A 17,955-nucleotide genomic window follows, 5' to 3' on the forward strand; every position below is an offset into this window, starting at 1 on the left:
CCAAAAATTTTTCAAGCAAATTCATTCAATTTAATTCAAAAATATACGATGATTATCGCTGTAGCCAGTCCTCCAGGTGCAGGTAAAACCCACTGGATTCATCAACAACTAGCCCAAACCAATAAACCTGTAGGTTATTTCAGTCCGCAAACCGATTCCGTACCCATTGATGCAATATATCTCCAAAGTGAATATCCCCAACTAAAGCTTTATCGGGCAGGAGAAGAAGCGGAATCAAATAACACCATTACTTATCTTGAAATTCCCTGGTATTTGGATTTAGCAGGAATTGAACCTTTGCTGCAAACTTTTAACTCCCATCGAGTAGCCATAATTCCAGACGATGCAGATAGTACAGAATTAAAGACTTGGGCGGATGAAATTATTCCAGGCGATCCCATCACTAAGCCAACTACAGCCTTACAGATTCATCGGGGAGTTTTGACAGGAGAAATTTTAGATTTTGATAGCCTGGCTACATTTTGGCTGGAACTTACCCAGGGTGCTTACGGTGAAGTAGTTCGGGCAAAAGGAATCTTCGATTTAGTGGACGGACAAATTTATTATGGTGAGTTTAAATCGGGGAAATCGGAATTAAAATTTAAACCTTTAAATTTACCTCGTTGGCTAAATGGTAAACCAGATCGCAAGAGTGGTTTTGAAATAGTAGGTAGTAATTTAGATAAAGCTGAAATTGCCCAAACCGTCCGAGATTGTTGTGTTCCCGAATCGGCAATTAATTATTACCAACAACAAGTAAAAGAGAATTTAGAAAGTGAACTAGAAGTAGAGGTAGTATGAAAATAGCAGTAATGTCCTGTATTCATGGTAATTATGCAGCTTTAGATGCAGTTTTACTGGATATCGACCGCCAAAAAGCCGAAAAGATTTATTGTTTGGGGGACTTAGTGGGTTATGGTCCTTATCCTAATGCGGTAGTCGAACAAATTCGTTCCCTAAATATTCCCACCGTACAGGGTTGTTGGGATGAAGATATTGTAGAAGGACTCAACGCCTGTGAATGTAGTTATCCTTCCCTGTTAGCGGAGAAAAGAGGTAAAATCGCCCACGAATGGACTAATAAAGAAGTAAATCCCGAAGTAAGGGAATATTTGGCACAACTACCCCATATTTATAAAGAAGATAATCTCTGTTTCGTACACGGTAGCCCTAGTAGCAACCACGAATATTTATTACCCGAAATGGATGCTTTTACTGCTTTAGAAAGAGTCCTCTCCAGCGATGCAGATATATTATTTTGCGGACATACCCACATTCCCTATGTTCGCACCCTAGATTTTGGACAATTACAGGTTAAAGTTTGTCAACCCGATCGAGACGAACAACCTGCGGTTAGTTTTAATACTACCCTGAAGCGAATTATCAATGTCGGTTCGGTAGGCGAACCCCGTCATGGTCGTCCCAATGCTACCTATGTCATTTATGATACGGAGACACAAGCAGTAAATTTGCGGGAAGTAGAGTATGACTATCAAACAACCTGCGCTGCTATTTTAGATGCTGGTTTACCGCCGATTTTTGCTTGGCGTTTGGCTAGAGGCTTGGAATTTGCCGAAAAAGCGGACGACCCGACTCATGTGTGTGAGAGGTAAATTAAATTACTTAAATATAAAGAATTGAAAATTAATGTGGGCAATTTTAAGCGGAATTGAAGGAAATATCGCAGCTTACGAAGCAGTATTAGCAAATCTTAAACACCAGCGCGTTAAGGTAGAAGAATTGTATATTTTGGGCGATATCGTAGCAGCTAACCCAGATAGCGAAAAAGTAATCAAACGCATTCAGAATCCTTTACCTGGAGAATTAGAACCCCAGGTATGCGTCGGCTGGTGGGAAGAACAATGCTTTGCCATACACGGTTTGGGTTCGACAGCAGAACCGACAGAATTAATCGATCGCTTTGGCAAAGAAACCGCTAAACTACTTTGGGATTCGGTATCTCGCGAAACCGTACAGTGGTTACGCAAATGTCATTTTGGCTTCTTTGAATTGGATTGTTTGTTAATTCACGGTAGCACTGTTAGCATCAGCGATGAGTTAACCCCCCAAACTCCACCCTGGCAAATGCTAGACCGTTTGCAGAGAGTCCAGGCAAATCATCTCTTTTGTGGTCGTTCGGGTCAAGTATTTGAATATCAATTACAAGCAGGTTCGGTAAATAGTTCGGTGATGACTTTAGATCGTCAGCAACCCGTGCAAACTATTACTGCACCCAAAAGAAGAGTTGTCGGGGTGGGAAATGTCGGCAGAGAATCAGGAAAGGCTACTTATACCCTTTATAGCTCCTATAGCGATCGCTTGGAGTTTAAGACAGTCTACTATGGCAGTAAAAAGCGCACCGCCCGCTCGGATTTAAAATCCGAGCAAGGACGGAGCAAGCAAGGATTTGGTAATTAGAAAGCAAAAAGTATCTCTACTATTTTAAGGCGATCGCTTTATTATTTCTAAGTCTCGGTCAACGTTCATTGGGACTCAGCGTCCCGATGCTGCGTTAACTTCGTCAATCTGAGAATCAAAAAATGATAATGATTATAATTATCATAAATGTACTTATCTATACAGATATCGTCAATAAAGCCTTTTAAGGTAATATCTATAAGGTTTCTGACACCAAGCGTCAATTCATTAAATTGCGGCGATTAAACTGTGCAAGTATTCGCTGCGAAGATTTCTTCTGTAAAACTAGAATTTGGAGAATAAAAACATGGCAAGCACTGGCAGTGTTAGTTCGTGGGCGGAATCATTATTAGTCGCAATGATTCAATATCCTGTTCCTGTTATCAAAGGACCTCAAGATATTCAAACGCAGGTCAAACAGATATGTAAAGCGGTAGATAATACCAAAGCTGGTTATCCAGGTTTAGACTTAATTGTTTTTCCCGAATATTCTATTCAAGGGCTAAATACAAAAATGTGGACTTATGACGAAATGCTCTTAACGATCGATAGTCCAGAGATTGATGAGTTTCGCAAAGCCTGCGTTCGGAACAAAATTTGGGGGGTTTTCTCCTTAATGGAGAAGAACGATGTAGAAGGGCTACCACCATTCAACACAGCGATCGTTATTAATGATGCGGGTGAGATTGCGCTTCATTATCGTAAGCTTCAACCGTGGGTTCCAATCGAACCCTGGTATCCTGGAAACTATGGTATGCCAGTCTGTGAAGGACCAAAGGGATCGAAGCTTGCGGTTTGTATTTGTCACGACGGTATGTTTCCAGAGTTAGCGAGAGAGGCGGCATATAAAGGTTGTAACGTTTATATTCGGATCTCTGGCTACTCGACTCAAGTTAACGATCAATGGATCTGGACAAATCGTACCAATGCTTGGCAGAATCTGATGTACACGATCTCGGTTAACTTAGCTGGTTATGATGAAGTGTTCTACTACTTTGGTGAGGGTACTGTTTGTAATTATGATGGCAACGTTATTCAACAGGGACATCGCAATCCTTGGGAAATTGTTACAGCCGAGCTATTCCCTCGTTTAGTAGATGAAGCACGGAAGAATTGGGCACTTGAAAATAATGTCTTCAATGTTGGATGCAGGGGATACGTTGGTAAACCAGGTGGAGAACGTGCCAACTATCTGACTTGGGTACAGGACTTAGCGGAAGGGAAATACAAGTTGCCCTGGGATGAGGAAATTAAAATCAAGGATGGTTGGGAATACTACCCTGACGGCGTGAAGTTAGGTCCCTTACCTCAAGCTACACCCTCTACTCCAGCCGAGTTAGCTGCTAAGTAAGGCATTTAAAAGTAGCAAATGGTACAGATAAATACGCTAAGACCGAAAGTCTTACGCTGTAAGCGTTTTAAAATGATACCGAGCGATCTCGAAGCAAATTTCTTTGAGATCGCCCGATCTTCTCTAAGTCTCGGTCAGTCTGGGAATCAATTGAGCTAAGTTACAAGGACGATGACGAGAATCAAGTTGGTCTTTGATAATACTCCATCCAGTTTGACAAGCACCGCTAGAACCAGGCAGACAAAAGATATAAGTACCGTTAGCCACCCCAGCCAAAGTCCGAGACTGAATGGTGGAGGTTTTAATTTCTCGATAGGAAATCATCCGAAATATTTCGCCAAAACCTGTGATTTCTTTATCTAATAAGGGTTTAATGGCTTCTGGAGTGCCATCTCGTCCTGTAACTCCCGTACCACCAGTGGTTAAGATTACTTGGACAGATTCATCTGCAACCCATCTGGATATTACAGCGCGAATTTGGTAAATGTTATCGGGAACAATGGTTTTTTCTGCTAGAGAATGTCCTGCTGTGGTTAAGTTATCCACTAATATTTTGCCCGATTTATCATCAGCTTCAGTTCGCGTGTCGGAAACCGTTAGCACGGCAACTTTTAAGATAATTAAAGATTCGTTTTGGTTCATTTTTCGCTGCCCGAATCTAAATCTTAGTTTTATTAGCTAGAACTTCTGCCAAACTCTCTTTCAACTCGGTTGTATTCATCGTCCCAATATCTCCTTGCTGGCGAGTGCGAATACTTAAAGTTTGAGTTTCAACCTCCCGCTTACCAACTACTGCCACTACGGGAATTTTTTCTAGTTCGGCATTACGTATTTGTTTGCCCAAACGTTCCCCCGAACAGTCTATTTCTACTCGATAACCAGACTGTTTTAGCATAGCAGCAACAGCTTCACCATATTCTCTTTGTGCTTCACTCACTGGTAGCAAGCGTACTTGGATAGGTGCTAGCCATAAAGGAAAATCCCCTGCATAGTTTTCGATTAAAATTCCGTAAAAACGCTCTAAAGACCCAAAAATTGCCCGGTGAATCATAATTGGACGTTGACGAGAACTATCGGCTGCGACATATTCCATGTCAAAGCGTTCTGGTAAGTTAAAATCTACCTGGATAGTGGAACATTGCCAAGTACGTCCAATGGCATCTCTAATTTTGATATCGATCTTAGGACCATAGAAAGCACCGCCTCCCCGATCTTCAATATATTCCCAACCTTTGGTATTTAAGGCTTCTACTAAAGCTTGAGTCGCCAACTCCCAACCTTCATCCGTACCGACGGACTTGTCTGGACGAGTGGAAAGATTGACTTCATAGTCTTTAAAACCAAAATCCGAAAGAATCTTTTCCGTTAAATTTAGTACCCTAAGAATTTCCCCTGCAATTTGGGTGGGTAAACAGAAAATATGAGCATCATCTTGAGTAAAACCCCGCACCCGCATCAAACCATGTAGGACACCAGAACGTTCGTAGCGATACACTGTACCCAATTCTGCCCAACGCAAAGGTAATTCTCGATAGGAATGAAGGTCGTTTTTATAAGTTAAAACGTGGAAGGGACAGTTCATCGGCTTGATTTGATAAGCCTGTTCCTCAATATCCATCGAATCGAACATATTTTCCCGATAAAAGTCAAAATGACCCGATGTTTTCCATAATTCTAAGTTAGCAACGTGAGGGGTATAGAGGAGTTCGTAGCCTGCATCTAAATGAGCCTTACGCCAATAATCTTCAATGATGTAGCGCATAGTTGCACCGCGAGGATGCCAAAAGACCAAACCACCACCCGCACCTTCTTGGATGCTAAACAGTTTTAAATCTTTGCCCAGTTTGCGATGATCTCTACGCTTGGCTTCTTCCTGTTGTTGTAAATAAGCTTCTAACTGTTCGGGAGTTTCCCAAGCAGTACCATAGATGCGTTGTAATTGTGCTTTGGTTTCATCTCCCCTCCAGTATGCCCCAGCTACGCTTTCTAAGACAAAAGCCTTGGGGTTAATCTCTCCTGTATAGTTGAGATGAGGTCCCGCACACAAATCCCACCAAGACACAGTAGCAGGAATTTTGACGGGTTTAATCAAAGAAGGTTCTGGTAAAGCAGCTTGAAGCTTTTCTCCTACATTGGGCAATCTACCGCCGTCGGGACTCCCAATATAGTAACGGGTAATGGTTTCTCCTTCGGGAATGCTATCTAAAATTTCTAGTTTGTAGGACTCATTTAGCTGTTCGATTTCTGTTTTAATTTCTTCTCTAGTTACCTCTTCCCGAATAATCGGCAAATTAGCTTTTATAATGAAGCGCATTTGCTTGGTAATTTTTTTCAAATCTTCAGGAGTAAAAGGTTGTGGGCGATCGAGATCGTAATAAAAACCCGTATCTGTAGTTGGTCCAATGGTAACTTTTGTCTCTGGAAACAAGATTTGTACTGCCATCGCCATAATATGGGCGCAAGTGTGACGAATACGCTCTAATTGTTCTGGATTGGCAATTTGTAAGGGGTTTTTTTCAGAAGACTTAGTTAACTGACTGACCATTGGTGAATTATTATAATGATAATCGTTATCATTTTAACGTAAATACTGATTTAATTTCACCTAAAATTCTGCTTGAATTTTGCTAAAAGCTATGTTTGACAATAACTGGATCGATATTAGTAATATTTTCAAGGCGATCGACATACAGCAAGCAACGCTCTTTGCTCATATCGATAGTTTAACTTGGCTACCAGCATTCAAAGAGGAACCAACATTTGGTGCAATACTAACTGGAATGACGATCGCTTTTGGATTTGGGGTTATTCACGCTCTTGCACCAGGGCATGGAAAAGCATTGGTTAGTGCTTATTTAGTTGGAAGTAAAGGAACGGCATATCAAGCAGTCTTACTTGGTTTAGCCACAACCATTACCCATACGTTCAGTGTATTTATACTTGGCTCGATCGCTCTGTTTGCATCAGAGTATATTTCACCAGAGCAATTATATCCAGTTTTGAATTTAATTAGTGGTTTAACTATTTGTAGCGTGGGGTTTTGGCTGCTGATGCGTCGATTAAGTCCTCAAGATGAACATCATCACCATTCCCCTTCTTCTAATTTTTCTAATCAATCAACCATTGCTTTGGGAATTGCGGGAGGTTTAGTTCCTTGTCCTTCTGCACTGGTAATGTTACTCGCTGCAATTTCACTAAACCAAATAACTTATGGATTGTTTCTAGTCTGTGGCTTAAGTCTTGGATTGGCATCTGTCTTAATTACTCTGGGGTTAATTGCAGTTTATGCCAAACAATGGTTAGAAAAGTTGCCTTTAAGTGTAGTATTTGTGCAACGTTTGCCTATTTTTAGTGCTGCGATGGTAGTTTGTATTGGCATTGGATTAACTATATTATCTCTGGTTTAAAAATTTCAATCTGCGATCGCCCGATTGTAGAGACGATCAAGAGTAAGCGCGATCGCCAGTTATGATATATTATGCATCTCCATATTTATGATGAGCTTGCTAAAGGCGGTAGGACAAAGGCAGTAGCTTGTTTAATAGTTTGAGAACGCTCTCGGTAAGGGACTTTTCCCTGAGACGTAGTAACGTATTGTTCGATAAATTCTAACAGTTCGGGTGCAGACTCAACAGGTGCAAGCTGGTTAAAAATAAAGGTCAGTTTATCATTAGCAGCTAGAGTTACCGCACAGGAACGACGACAAGCAGCCATACAGGATAGAGGTTTGACAGTAATGCGATCGCGCCACTCATATTTTTCTAAGCCTTTTTCTAATTCTTGAATTAGGTGTTGCCCACCTGAGAGTCCGTGTTTTTTGTTTTCTTTCTCGGAAAATCGACAAAGGCTACAAACGAGTAGGGTGTGTTGAGTCATTTCATTTAACATTGAGCATTTATCATTTAGCATTGTTTGATGTAGATCGCTTGTTATTTACCTGAGCATTTTCAAATCCTCGAACGATCGCTATAGCTTTTGGAAAGCTGAAATTCTGACCAAGCAAAGCGAACCTTTTGATAAGATTCGGGGGGAGTGATAGGCAGATTTTTCAGGTAAAAAAAGGAAACTTTCTTACCCGATTCCAAAAGCAAGATGACATCTTGTTCGGGATTATAGTTATCCACCGCGTCTAAAATATGTCCGTTCATATAATGTCCTTGAAGAATTACCGTATCAGGTGTGGCTAACCAAGCGTTTAGAAAAGCAGCCAGACGAGGACGAGGTACAAAGTGAGTTTTAAAAGTTTCTCCAAGGCGATCTACTAAAGGAGAGTTGGTGCTGCAAACAATTACACCCCGTCCTGTTGTTAAATAGCCATTCCAGGCGTTATAACCAATTACAAGTAAATTAGTTTCAATCAATGCTTGTTGCCAATCTGAGGAATTTGCTTTCAACATTGGAATTAAATAGCTGTTTTTTTGACGTGCAATCCCTCTTTAATAGGGAATTCGATAGGCTTGTAAGTACCGAAAAGTCTATCCCACCAATCGATCGCTAGCCCAAAATTGCTATCCGACTGGTTGTTTTGATGGTGAAGATAGTGAATGGGCATCTTCATCCAGAAACATTTATGAGGGGCATAGTGTTGAATTTGGTGAGCGTAAGAAGCAAACGCAGCAAATGCTAAAGTCCCAGAAATCATAATAATTCCACAGGATAGGGATAGGAGAAAAGCTGGCAAAACTAACAATGACACCAAACTAAAATCCAGCCAATCGCCGATGAATCCTTTAGTTGTATTACTACGATGATGATTGGAATGTTTAATTAGCCCATTGCCAAATTTAGGATAGAGGTGCATAAAACGGTGAACCCAATATTCGAGAAAACTGCCGAAAATAAATGCCAAGATGAAACCCAGGAATGACTGCATATAATTTGATTGAATTTATAATTTGAAGATGGGGTAATTGAGGTGATTAAAAGTTGATTTCATCATATTATTTGGTAGAGGCAATTAATAGATCGCCCCTACTATTGATTACTGTTGACTACTGTGCAGTTTCTGATTGATTTTCTACTGCTACATATTCTTTATCGCTCAATTCCAAGGGAAGCTTAACTGCGGTTGACTCAATTTCCTGACGTAAAGCGATCGCAGCTTTGACCATATTGCGAGTTGCAGGAATCGCTTCTGACCAACGGCGAGTTTTCAAACCGCAGTCGGGGTTGACCCAAATTTGTTCTGGGGGAAGATGTTGGTAGCATTTACGCAAACCTTCGGTCAACGACTCGGCAGTAGGAATGGCTGGAGAGTGGACATCATAAATACCAGGTCCTACTTGACGGGGATAACCTGCTTCTGTTAACTGCATCAAAGTTTCGTTATTGCTACGACTATCTTCGATGGAAATTACATCGGCATCCAACTGTTTAATCGATTCCATGATGTCGCCAAATTGGGAATAGCACATATGAGTATGTACTTGGGTTTGGGGTTTCGCTATTGCGGTACTTAACCGAAAGGCATCGGTTGCCCAAGTTAAATATTCATTCCATCTAGCCTGTTTTAAAGGCAAGCCTTCTCGCATGGCTGGTTCATCTACCTGAACAAATGATGCCCCCGCAGCTTCTAGATCGGCAACTTCTGCTTGAATTGCTAAAGCAATCTGAAAAGCTTGTTCTCTGCGAGATATATCGGTGCGAGGATAAGACCAATTGAGCATCGTCACTGGACCTGTTAACATCCCTTTGACTGGCTTAGAAGTATGAGACTGGGCAATTTTAAATTCTCTTACTGTCATGGGTTGAGGTCGGGAAACATCGGCAAAAATAATCGGCGGACGCACATAACGACTACCATAACTTTGTACCCATCCATGAACGGTAAAGGTGTAGCCTTCTAAACGTTCGGCAAAGTATTCAACCATATCAGAACGTTCAAATTCTCCATGTACTAAAACATCCATACCCATTCCTTCCTGTAAACCGATACAGTAGGCAATATGAGCATCGATCGCCTGTTGATATTCGGACTCAGTTAAATTACCTTTTTTATACTGCGAGCGCAATTTTCGCACTTCTTTGGTTTGGGGAAATGAACCAATGGTAGTGGTAGGAAAGGCTGGAAGTTGAACTTGTTGTTTAATTCTCTCTTGATAGGGTAAGCTGCGATCGAAATCTTTATCGGTTAAAGATTTTAGTCTATTTCTTACGGATCGATTGGCAGGACTAAATTGATAGAAAGCTGACCAATTAGCATCAATTAAGTCTTCGGTTAACTCTTGTTCCATCTCACTATTATCCCCTGATATGGTTCGGGCTAAAAATCTGACTTCCTGTAACTTCTGTTCGGCGAAACTCAATACATTACGTAGCTGTTTTGGGAGTTGTTTTTCTCTGGTTGCATCATAGGGAACAAACTGTAAAGATGCCGATGGTTGTAGGGAAATATTAGAAGCTAGATTTTGAATTTCTGATAACAGGGGGAAAACGTTATCGGTGCTAATTTGCCAGATGTTTCGCGCATCGACAATACCGACTCCCAATCGTTTATCTTGAGGAAAACCATGCTGTTTGATTAAGTCTAAATTACTACCCCGTGTAAAATCCAAACTAATTGCAGCAACGGGTAACTCGATCGCCCAAGGATAGGTTTTTCCTATGTCATCAAAATAAGTAACCAGGTTGATGTCTAATCCTACTTTCGCCAGTTCGTTATAAACAGTCTGTACCTGTTCTTTTAAACTGGATGCATCCCCTAAAACTAAAGCGGGTTCGTGTATTTGAACTTCTTCAATTCCCAGTGTTTTTAGTTCGGTTAACAAACTACGGTAAAGTGGCAAGAGTAAGCCGAGAAATGCTTTTAATTCTACTCCTGATAAACGGCTCAAACGCAACAAAGTAACAGGACTAATAATAATCGGGACTGCTTTATTCCCTAATATTACTTGTCCTCTTTTTACCGTTTCAATAAAGTCTGTAAAGTCAGCTTGGGGAGTAATGTCAGAATTTATTTCTGGAACTAAATAATGATAGTTAGTATCAAACCATTTAGTCATTTCTAAAGCAGCCAGATTTTCTTTACCTCGCGCCATCGCAAAGTAACGTTCTAACCCCGTAGAAGCTTGAAATCTTTGAGGAATCAATCCCAAACGTATCGTCCAATCTAATACATGGTCGTAAAGGGTAACATCACCAATCCCAATGCGATCGATTCCTGCTGCTAACTGAGTTTTCCAGCTTGCTTCCTCTACTTCTTTTACAGTTTGTAGTAACTTATCTTGTGCTGTTTCACCACGCCAAAAAGACTCCAGTGCCTTTTTGACTTCGCGGTTTTTACCAATACGGGGATAACCTAATGTTGCTGTTGAAATATTCATAGTTTTTCCTAAAAAATGACAAGAGATTCCTACAGATTTGAGATGGCAATCGCATCTTGAAATCTGCAATTTAAAATGAGACATTATTTTCCTAATCGTCTAGATAATTAACTAGGAATTTGAACAATAATTGCCTTTCTCAAAAGTTCAAGACATTACTTTCAGCGATCGAGATTAATTTTTTAGTTGATTTGGGAATGCTTTGTTGGCAAGCTCATGTCTTAAAAGAATGCAACCATATACGCCAAATAAAGCCATAGCCCAGATGAAATCTTTAAAGAAAATTACCCACAAAATTATCGAACTAAATCCATGTCCGCCCATCCACTGGGCAACTAAAACGATGCTGCCTTGATAAATGGCGTAACCACCTATAAGGCTAATGGCTAGCCAGATTAAATAACCCTGAAGGTTACAACGACTAAATTGTGGTTGTAATGTAATTAGCCAAGTAATCAGCAGTGTTCCCAAACCCGTTACTATCCCCCACATCAGAGATTCTAAAGTTTGGGGATAGGCTCGAATAGCAAAACCATAAAGCTGATTGGCAAACCAGATACTCATGGCACTAATAAGTGCTTTGTTACGAGTCAAAGTGTTACCAGCTACCGCAGCAAAACCGACTAAAGGCACATGGGGATAGATAATGCTGCTAGCACTACCAACAGCAATTAGAAACATCTGCCACCAATTACTTTTGGCAATTGCCTCTGCGGTTATTTGCCATGACCCGATTCTCGATAGCTTGGGTTTTAGGGCAGATTTAGAAGGAATTAATCTCGAACTATCTTGAGATTTCATCTTGCTTTTCTGTGCTGCTATTAGCAGAATTTATAGGGGAAAGCCTTTCTGGAAGGAGCATTTGCTGCCAATGGCTACTCCCTTGTCCAATGTAGTGCGGACAGCCCTATTTTAGGGAGAAAATTAACTTTTGAAGTCACAATACTCATAAACATCTGTACCTCGCAGATTTATTAATTGATTTAGCTACTGTCATCGGCGGGCATTCTGACTGAGAGAATTTGAGATTCCCATCACAGTTGCGGGACAGCGTTGGATTTGCACCAAACTTTCCCCATTGCTTCTAATGACTGTTCCCCATTAGAACCGATTACTTGTGTCTAATGATAACCTAAATTAGACTTAGATTTACCTAATTTTTTTACTTGTCTAGAGAAAGACAAAATTCTCGGCATTTAGATCGGAAGTCTCCATATTATTGAGAACAGCTAAATCGCTTCCCTCGAAGCTAATCAACACATTTTGGTCTTGCTGTGTCAAACCTAGTGATTCAAAACTTGCAACAATTCCTTCAATGCCGATAACATCTTCGCCGATGGTGAAATCGGTAATTGTATTGGCAGAATCAGGAATTTGATTAGATGCAATCCAAAATTGGTCAGAACCTTGACCACCTGTAATGGTATTTCCGCCACCCGATTGAGCAAAGAAGCGATCGTCTCCCTCTTCACCAAATACCGTATCATTACTACCTAGTTCAAAGGTATCATTTCCAGTACTGCCATAAATGCTGTTATTTCCCGTACTTGCTGTAGCATCAATTAGGTCGTCTCCTGCCCCTGCAAGAACTAATTGGTTTCCTCGGTCAATGCCGAGACTATCATTCTCTGAAGTTCCAAATGTGTTCCCATCTTGTGAAGATGAATTTAAAAGTTCGTATTCGCTAGAAACAAGTGTACTTGTTCCAGGAATATCCCCAGGTAATTCCACCAAGTTGAGATTTTCACCACCCTCAATTCTGGCAATTACATCACCGTCTTGGTTAGAAATTTGGAATTCTTTGTAGATGACTCCTTCATATTCGTCATCGTAGATATCAAACTGATAGTCTTCAATATTGCCAGCGACAATTAATCGATCTTCCTTCGGGTCGAAATCACCAAGCAAGACATAATCTTCGTCTCCTTCTCCGACATAGAAATCTTCTCCTTCATTCCCCAGTAAAAAGCGATCTTCGCCTAAAGATCCGTGATAGTGGTCTCTTTCTCCCGTGCCTGTAGTAGCTGTTGCGATCGCACCTGTATTTGGATCGTAGTTGGTAATTGGGAAGCTGACTATGGTTGCATTACCAAGAGGATAGAAAAAGCGATCGTTTCCTACCACCCCATTAAAAAACGTTTGCCTTCCTTCATCAATACCTACTTGAATAAAGTGATCCCAAGCTGATTCGTATTCTTCTGAATCAATTAATGCTTGAACATCCGGATTGGCTGCTAAGTACGCTGGCTGATTAAAATAAGGTTGACTATACTCTGCATAGAAAGCATTTTCAGGGGCAAACAACAGTAAACCATTCTCAGTAAACAAGGTATCTGGAATTAATTCAGGAATGTCTTCCACAATGCCAATCAAGTCATCGTTTTTAGAAATGTGAACGCTACCGTCGATGGTTTCTAAGTTATAGTCTTCAGAATTACCTGCCAGATAGATAGCATCTTCACTGCTAGGATCGAAATTGCGAATTAGGGCGTAATCATTATCGCCATTGCCTAAATAAAAATCTGAGGGATTTTCTGGGGCGTTGTCACCCAGGTAAAATGTATTCTGCCCTGGCGAACCACCCAAGATGTCGATGTCACCAATTCCCAAAGATTCTGTTTCGGTTGTAATTAATCGTCCACCTATTTCCGCTGTCTCTACATTTACCCCAATAACAGAAGATTGCTGTCCTGAAGCTTGAATCTTGTCATTTCCGCTTGTGCCGTTAAAAATTACACCATTACGTTCTTGAAACTGTCCAACTTGAATATATTCTTCGTACCCTGAAGTATATTGCCCTTCTGTTACAGATTCTGCAACTTCAGGATTTTCAGCTAGATAAATAGCTTCATTAAACAGTGGGTTAGTTGTCATGTTTTACTCAGACCTAGTAAATGTAAGGGTTTAATACGCAAACAAGAATGATAATCATTCTCATAATAAAACATTTTTAACCTTTAATATTTTTTCCCAGAAATTTATTTGCTTTTCAATCTATTTTCGCTACAGGTTTTAATCTGAGGATCGGGTAAAGAATGGCAATTCCGCGCATCTGACGTAGAGCATTAAGGGGATTAATCGATTTAATACAGTCACAGCCAAATAAGGCGATCGCGCTCTGCACTCTCTTCTTCTATATTTTTGTTAGAAAGCAAGCTTTTCTTTTATAGAATGATTATCATTATCACAAAGTATCTATTCAAGATTGTCTGCTGGTGAACAAAACGAACGATCGATTTGAACGAGAGGGTCGGCGGGGTTCCCCCGCCATGACCAATCGAGTTGTTGAAGTTGTAATTGTGGGGGCTGGGGCTGCTGGAATTGGCTGTGGAGTAGTCTTAAAAGATTTAGGAATTGAAAACTTTGTCATTTTAGAACGACATCAAGTAGGAGCTTCTTTTAGCCTTTGGGCTGAAGAAATGCGATTCATTACGCCGTCGTTTCCCAGTCATGGTTTTGGACTGCTGGATCTCAACGCAGTAGTTTTAAATACTTCTCCCGCCCTCAGTTTCCGACAGGAACACCTTTCGGGAAAAGAATACGCCCTATATCTAGAGACTGTAGCAGACCATTTTCAACTGCCTGTCAAAACCGAGACAGATGTGAAAACTATTACAGCTTTGACTGAAGATCGGAGCTTTATCATCCAAACTTCTAGGGGTGAGCTGAAAACGCAGTTTGTGATTTGGGCAGCAGGAGAGTTTCAATATCCCAATCTTAATCCTTTTCCAGGGGCAGAGTTGTGCATTCACAATTCCCAAATACGTTCTTGGACAGAGCTTAAGGGGAAAGAATTTGTAGTTGTCGGAGGCTATGAAAGCGGTGTAGATGCAGCGTCAAATTTGGCAGCATTAGGGAAAAAAGTAAAGCTAATCGATCGCACTAGTAGCTGGTCAAACTTAGACTCAGACCCTAGTATTTCTCTGTCTCCCTATAGCCTAAAACGATTAGAAATAGCTTATTCTATGGGTCGGGTCGAACTAATTGGAGAACAGCACATTGAAGCAGTCAAAAAAGTAAAAAAAGGATACGTGGTGGAGAGCGAGTACGAACAGTGGTTTAGTTCTACACCGCCAATTCTCTGTACGGGGTTTGATAGCAGTTTAAAACAAATCGCACCTCTATTTGACTGGTCAAATGGCTATGCAGCCCTGACTCAAGAAGATGAGTCTACCCTAACTCCAGGGTTATTTGTTGTCGGTCCTTCTGTGCGTCACGGAGACTTAATTTTTTGCTTTATTTACAAATTTCGGCAGCGATTTGCTGTGGTCGGTAATGCGATCGCTCAACGTCTGGGAATCGATACAACTCCCTTGGAAGCCTATCGCCGAGAAGGTTTGTTCTTAGACGATCTTTCTTGCTGTAATAACGATTGTGTTTGTTGAAAAAGCTTTTAGCCTTTAGCTACAGCGCAGTCGTTAAAAAATTGACGTTACGCAAGACGATGATAAACAAATAGTAATGAATATTTTTACGCCGTTAAAACTAAAGCGCGATTGTATTGTAATCATTGGTAAAGAAAGTACGGGCAAGTCCCAACTAATTGCTTCTCTTACAGGACAGACTGCCAATAGTGCCAATTTTCGCGGTTCTACAGTAACTTGTGACACTTATCAATCTGAAGCTCATACCTTTATCGATACTCCTGGAATTCTTTATCGTTCCGACAGCGTAACTACTAAGAAAGCTTTAAGACAGCTACAAGAGAATGACACTGTGCTATTGGTAGTCAAGGCGACTGATGTAGACCGAGATTTAGCAGATTTATTGCCCTTGGTAGCAGATAAAAGGGGCATTGTGGTGATTACTTTCTGGGATAAAGTGCGACCAACGGTTCACAACGGACATCTCACGGGTCTGGGGCAACCCCAGACCCCGTGTCCTCCGCAACAAATCATTCGAGAATGGACGGAAACTTCTAACCTGAGCATTGTCACTGTTGATGCTCGCCACATTACTACAGAACAAAAAGACTATATTTTGGCTTCTCTGCAAGAACCTAATCCTTTTCCCGTACAATGGATTCCTACAAGGGCTGGCTGGTATATTAAACCCCACCCGACACTGTTAGAACATCCTCGACTGGGCTGGTTATTGGCGATCGCTTTATTACTTATTCCTGCCATTATTGCTGTTTGGGGTGCTAACTCCTTTGCGACCTTAGCAGATCCTATAGTCCAAAGTGCGATCGCTACCGTTATTGAACCTCTATCCCAACTCCCAATCTGGTTGAGAGAAATACTGATAGGTCAATATGGACTGATAACTATGAGTCCGTTGCTGTTTATTTGGGCGATGCCCACAGTAATTCTCTATGCCTTATTCTTGGGCGGATATAAAGCTAGTGGGTTGATAGAACGAATTACCATTGCTCTCGATCCTTTACTCCGTCCGTTTGGGTTATCGGGACGGGATTTAGTACGAGTGATTATGGGTATGGGATGTAATGTTCCTGCGGTGATTAGCACTCGTGCCTGTTCTAGTTGCTCTAGGGGAACTTGTATTTCCGCGATCGCTTTTGGTTCGGCTTGTTCTTATCAGTTTGGCGCAACTTTAGGGGTGTTTAGTGCGGCTTCGTTACCTTACTTGGTAATTCCGTACTTACTGTACCTAACCACAACCACCTTAATATATACTCGCATCATTTCTTCCCCTACCGCAAAATCTGCTCAAAATTCCCTGGTAATTGAAGGAAGAGCATTTTTAGAATTCCCCCATTGGTCGGTCATTTTGCCCGAAGCTAAGGCAACTATTAAGCAATTTTTGTTCAATGCGATTCCGATCTTTTTAATTATTACTGTTATCGCTTCTGTATTGAATTGGTTAGGAGCGATCGCAGCTTTAGCCAATATTATTAACCCTTTGATGGGATGGTTTAATTTACCCCCTCAAGCATCATTGCCGATTATTTTAGCTTCTATTCGCAAAGATGGACTGCTATTATTTGCCGAACCCGAAACCTTGGCTATGTTAACTCCCTTGCAGGTTTTGACTGGGGTTTATCTGGCAGGAGTCTTGCTACCTTGTCTGGTTACTCTGTTGACTATTATGCGAGAACAGTCTCCCCGATTTGCCTTAATGCTGTTAGTTAAACAGGCGATCGCAGCGATCGTTTTCTCTCTATTACTTGCCTGGGGAGGATTATTAATTAATTAATAGATAGGGGCGATTCGCGAATCGCCCGTACATAAGTAATAAGTTTCGCTCTTTTTAAATACCTTTATAAAATATTAATGGAAAGCAAATCATGAATCAATTTCTGAACCGTTTGCCCGATAAATGTGGTCTACATATTCTCTGTAGCTACAAGAATAAAACTCCTACCGCACAAATTATTCGCATTACCAATATACCTAATTGGTATTTTGAACGAGTTGTTTTTCCTGGAGAAATACTTTTATTTGAAGCCTTCCCCGAAGCGGTATTAGAAATTTATAGCAGCGAGTCAGCAAGACCAATTTTGAGCGAGCGCTTTCTCTGCGATTGGCTGAAAGTTAACCATACTGCCTATGTACATACTTGAAGATTACACCTGTATGTTAGAACCAACCACGATCGAACAAACAGCCCTTAACTATCTCTTGTCTAATCTGGACGTACTTCCAGAACATCGTCACTTGTTTGAGGTTGTAGGCACAACCTGTTTTGATAACAATGAGTGGATGGTTAATATTAGTATTGTCGGTTTAGTAGGTAAATATTGGAATGTTTTTGTCGATGGCAACACGGGAGAGATTTCACCAGACTGTGAGTTTTATTCAGACTGTCAAGACTTAAATGAACCCCATCAATATTCCCATCTACCCGACTATTTAAATCAATTACTCGATCGCCTTATGGTCAAACTTCTTAGGTAGATTAAGT

The 17,955-nt window shown here is 40.9% G+C and carries 17 protein-coding genes and 1 riboswitch; of the genes, 9 read left to right on the forward strand and 8 right to left on the reverse strand.

What is annotated here, in order from left to right; genetic code table 11:
- Nucleotides 1-48: 48 nt before the first annotated feature.
- The 4 genes from ACLFKQ_RS23860 (at nucleotide 49) to ACLFKQ_RS23875 (ending at nucleotide 3,769) form a co-directional block, all read left to right on the forward strand.
- Nucleotides 49-801 (forward strand): GTP-binding protein, encoded by a 753-nt coding sequence (locus tag ACLFKQ_RS23860; protein WP_449002187.1) that lies wholly within the window; start codon nucleotides 49-51, stop codon nucleotides 799-801.
- Nucleotides 798-1,613 (forward strand): metallophosphoesterase family protein, encoded by an 816-nt coding sequence (locus tag ACLFKQ_RS23865; RefSeq protein ID WP_449002188.1) that lies wholly within the window; start codon nucleotides 798-800, stop codon nucleotides 1,611-1,613. Before ACLFKQ_RS23860 ends, ACLFKQ_RS23865 begins: the two co-directional genes overlap by 4 nt.
- Nucleotides 1,614-1,647: 34 nt before the next feature.
- The gene (locus ACLFKQ_RS23870; protein WP_449002189.1) at nucleotides 1,648-2,418 is read left to right on the forward strand and encodes a metallophosphatase; all 771 of its coding nucleotides are present in this window, start codon (nucleotides 1,648-1,650) and stop codon (nucleotides 2,416-2,418) included.
- Nucleotides 2,419-2,725: 307 nt separating this feature from the next.
- On the forward strand, nucleotides 2,726-3,769 hold the full coding sequence (locus ACLFKQ_RS23875) for a formamidase (protein ID WP_449002190.1): 1,044 nt from the start codon (nucleotides 2,726-2,728) through the stop codon (nucleotides 3,767-3,769).
- A 123-nt stretch (nucleotides 3,770-3,892) separates the two neighbouring features.
- Here the strand turns inward: ACLFKQ_RS23875 and moaB are convergent, their stop codons facing one another.
- Nucleotides 3,893-4,411 (reverse strand): molybdenum cofactor biosynthesis protein B, encoded by a 519-nt coding sequence (gene moaB / locus ACLFKQ_RS23880; protein ID WP_449002191.1) that lies wholly within the window; start codon nucleotides 4,409-4,411, stop codon nucleotides 3,893-3,895.
- Between the two features lie 16 nt (nucleotides 4,412-4,427).
- Nucleotides 4,428-6,314, reverse strand: coding sequence for a threonine--tRNA ligase (gene thrS / locus ACLFKQ_RS23885; RefSeq protein ID WP_449002192.1), 1,887 nt, complete (start codon nucleotides 6,312-6,314; stop codon nucleotides 4,428-4,430).
- A 91-nt stretch (nucleotides 6,315-6,405) separates the two neighbouring features.
- Between thrS and ACLFKQ_RS23890 the strand changes: the two genes are divergently transcribed.
- Nucleotides 6,406-7,176 (forward strand): nickel/cobalt transporter, encoded by a 771-nt coding sequence (locus ACLFKQ_RS23890; RefSeq protein ID WP_449002193.1) that lies wholly within the window; start codon nucleotides 6,406-6,408, stop codon nucleotides 7,174-7,176.
- 85 nt (nucleotides 7,177-7,261) lie between these two features.
- Here the strand turns inward: ACLFKQ_RS23890 and ACLFKQ_RS23895 are convergent, their stop codons facing one another.
- From ACLFKQ_RS23895 to ACLFKQ_RS23920, 6 genes are all read right to left on the reverse strand, one after another.
- Nucleotides 7,262-7,645: a DUF1636 domain-containing protein gene (locus tag ACLFKQ_RS23895; RefSeq protein WP_449002194.1), complete on the reverse strand. Its 384-nt coding sequence runs from the start codon at nucleotides 7,643-7,645 to the stop codon at nucleotides 7,262-7,264.
- A gap of 71 nt (nucleotides 7,646-7,716) precedes the next feature.
- Nucleotides 7,717-8,166 (reverse strand): hypothetical protein, encoded by a 450-nt coding sequence (locus ACLFKQ_RS23900; RefSeq protein WP_449002195.1) that lies wholly within the window; start codon nucleotides 8,164-8,166, stop codon nucleotides 7,717-7,719.
- 5 nt (nucleotides 8,167-8,171) lie between these two features.
- Nucleotides 8,172-8,642: a sterol desaturase family protein gene (locus ACLFKQ_RS23905; RefSeq protein WP_449002196.1), complete on the reverse strand. Its 471-nt coding sequence runs from the start codon at nucleotides 8,640-8,642 to the stop codon at nucleotides 8,172-8,174.
- A 118-nt stretch (nucleotides 8,643-8,760) separates the two neighbouring features.
- The gene (metE, locus tag ACLFKQ_RS23910) at nucleotides 8,761-11,091 is read right to left on the reverse strand and encodes a 5-methyltetrahydropteroyltriglutamate--homocysteine S-methyltransferase (protein ID WP_449002197.1); all 2,331 of its coding nucleotides are present in this window, start codon (nucleotides 11,089-11,091) and stop codon (nucleotides 8,761-8,763) included.
- Between the two features lie 174 nt (nucleotides 11,092-11,265).
- The gene (locus ACLFKQ_RS23915) at nucleotides 11,266-11,892 is read right to left on the reverse strand and encodes a hypothetical protein (RefSeq protein ID WP_449002198.1); all 627 of its coding nucleotides are present in this window, start codon (nucleotides 11,890-11,892) and stop codon (nucleotides 11,266-11,268) included.
- Nucleotides 11,893-12,072: 180 nt separating this feature from the next.
- Nucleotides 12,073-12,218, reverse strand: a riboswitch (cobalamin riboswitch).
- A 43-nt stretch (nucleotides 12,219-12,261) separates the two neighbouring features.
- Nucleotides 12,262-13,965, reverse strand: coding sequence for a calcium-binding protein (locus ACLFKQ_RS23920; RefSeq protein WP_449002199.1), 1,704 nt, complete (start codon nucleotides 13,963-13,965; stop codon nucleotides 12,262-12,264).
- A 395-nt stretch (nucleotides 13,966-14,360) separates the two neighbouring features.
- On the opposite strand from ACLFKQ_RS23920, the gene ACLFKQ_RS23925 reads away from it, so the two are divergent.
- The 4 genes from ACLFKQ_RS23925 to ACLFKQ_RS23940 all read left to right on the forward strand — a co-directional run bounded on the left by ACLFKQ_RS23925 (nucleotide 14,361) and on the right by ACLFKQ_RS23940 (nucleotide 17,948).
- On the forward strand, nucleotides 14,361-15,476 hold the full coding sequence (locus ACLFKQ_RS23925) for an NAD(P)/FAD-dependent oxidoreductase (RefSeq protein WP_449002200.1): 1,116 nt from the start codon (nucleotides 14,361-14,363) through the stop codon (nucleotides 15,474-15,476).
- Between the two features lie 76 nt (nucleotides 15,477-15,552).
- Entirely contained in the window at nucleotides 15,553-17,247 is a 1,695-nt protein-coding gene (locus ACLFKQ_RS23930; RefSeq protein WP_449002201.1) for a nucleoside recognition domain-containing protein, read from the forward strand.
- Nucleotides 17,248-17,338: 91 nt separating this feature from the next.
- Complete coding sequence (locus ACLFKQ_RS23935) at nucleotides 17,339-17,614, forward strand: DUF1830 domain-containing protein (RefSeq protein WP_449002202.1); 276 nt, start codon at nucleotides 17,339-17,341, stop codon at nucleotides 17,612-17,614.
- Between the two features lie 13 nt (nucleotides 17,615-17,627).
- On the forward strand, nucleotides 17,628-17,948 hold the full coding sequence (locus ACLFKQ_RS23940; RefSeq protein ID WP_449002203.1) for a hypothetical protein: 321 nt from the start codon (nucleotides 17,628-17,630) through the stop codon (nucleotides 17,946-17,948).
- Nucleotides 17,949-17,955 lie beyond the last annotated feature (7 nt).

The sequence above is a fragment of the Myxosarcina sp. GI1(2024) genome (assembly GCF_053543375.1).

Coding starts and splice junctions, on each gene's coding strand:
- ACLFKQ_RS23860 (WP_449002187.1), top strand. CDS start 49: ATGATTATCGCTGTAGCCAGTCCTCCAGGTGCAGGTAAAACCCACTGG.
- ACLFKQ_RS23865 (WP_449002188.1), top strand. CDS start 798: ATGAAAATAGCAGTAATGTCCTGTATTCATGGTAATTATGCAGCTTTA.
- ACLFKQ_RS23870 (WP_449002189.1), top strand. CDS start 1,648: ATGTGGGCAATTTTAAGCGGAATTGAAGGAAATATCGCAGCTTACGAA.
- ACLFKQ_RS23875 (WP_449002190.1), top strand. CDS start 2,726: ATGGCAAGCACTGGCAGTGTTAGTTCGTGGGCGGAATCATTATTAGTC.
- moaB (WP_449002191.1), bottom strand. CDS start 4,411: ATGAACCAAAACGAATCTTTAATTATCTTAAAAGTTGCCGTGCTAACG.
- thrS (WP_449002192.1), bottom strand. CDS start 6,314: ATGGTCAGTCAGTTAACTAAGTCTTCTGAAAAAAACCCCTTACAAATT.
- ACLFKQ_RS23890 (WP_449002193.1), top strand. CDS start 6,406: ATGTTTGACAATAACTGGATCGATATTAGTAATATTTTCAAGGCGATC.
- ACLFKQ_RS23895 (WP_449002194.1), bottom strand. CDS start 7,645: ATGACTCAACACACCCTACTCGTTTGTAGCCTTTGTCGATTTTCCGAG.
- ACLFKQ_RS23900 (WP_449002195.1), bottom strand. CDS start 8,166: ATGTTGAAAGCAAATTCCTCAGATTGGCAACAAGCATTGATTGAAACT.
- ACLFKQ_RS23905 (WP_449002196.1), bottom strand. CDS start 8,642: ATGCAGTCATTCCTGGGTTTCATCTTGGCATTTATTTTCGGCAGTTTT.
- metE (WP_449002197.1), bottom strand. CDS start 11,091: ATGAATATTTCAACAGCAACATTAGGTTATCCCCGTATTGGTAAAAAC.
- ACLFKQ_RS23915 (WP_449002198.1), bottom strand. CDS start 11,892: ATGAAATCTCAAGATAGTTCGAGATTAATTCCTTCTAAATCTGCCCTA.
- ACLFKQ_RS23920 (WP_449002199.1), bottom strand. CDS start 13,965: ATGACAACTAACCCACTGTTTAATGAAGCTATTTATCTAGCTGAAAAT.
- ACLFKQ_RS23925 (WP_449002200.1), top strand. CDS start 14,361: ATGACCAATCGAGTTGTTGAAGTTGTAATTGTGGGGGCTGGGGCTGCT.
- ACLFKQ_RS23930 (WP_449002201.1), top strand. CDS start 15,553: ATGAATATTTTTACGCCGTTAAAACTAAAGCGCGATTGTATTGTAATC.
- ACLFKQ_RS23935 (WP_449002202.1), top strand. CDS start 17,339: ATGAATCAATTTCTGAACCGTTTGCCCGATAAATGTGGTCTACATATT.
- ACLFKQ_RS23940 (WP_449002203.1), top strand. CDS start 17,628: ATGTTAGAACCAACCACGATCGAACAAACAGCCCTTAACTATCTCTTG.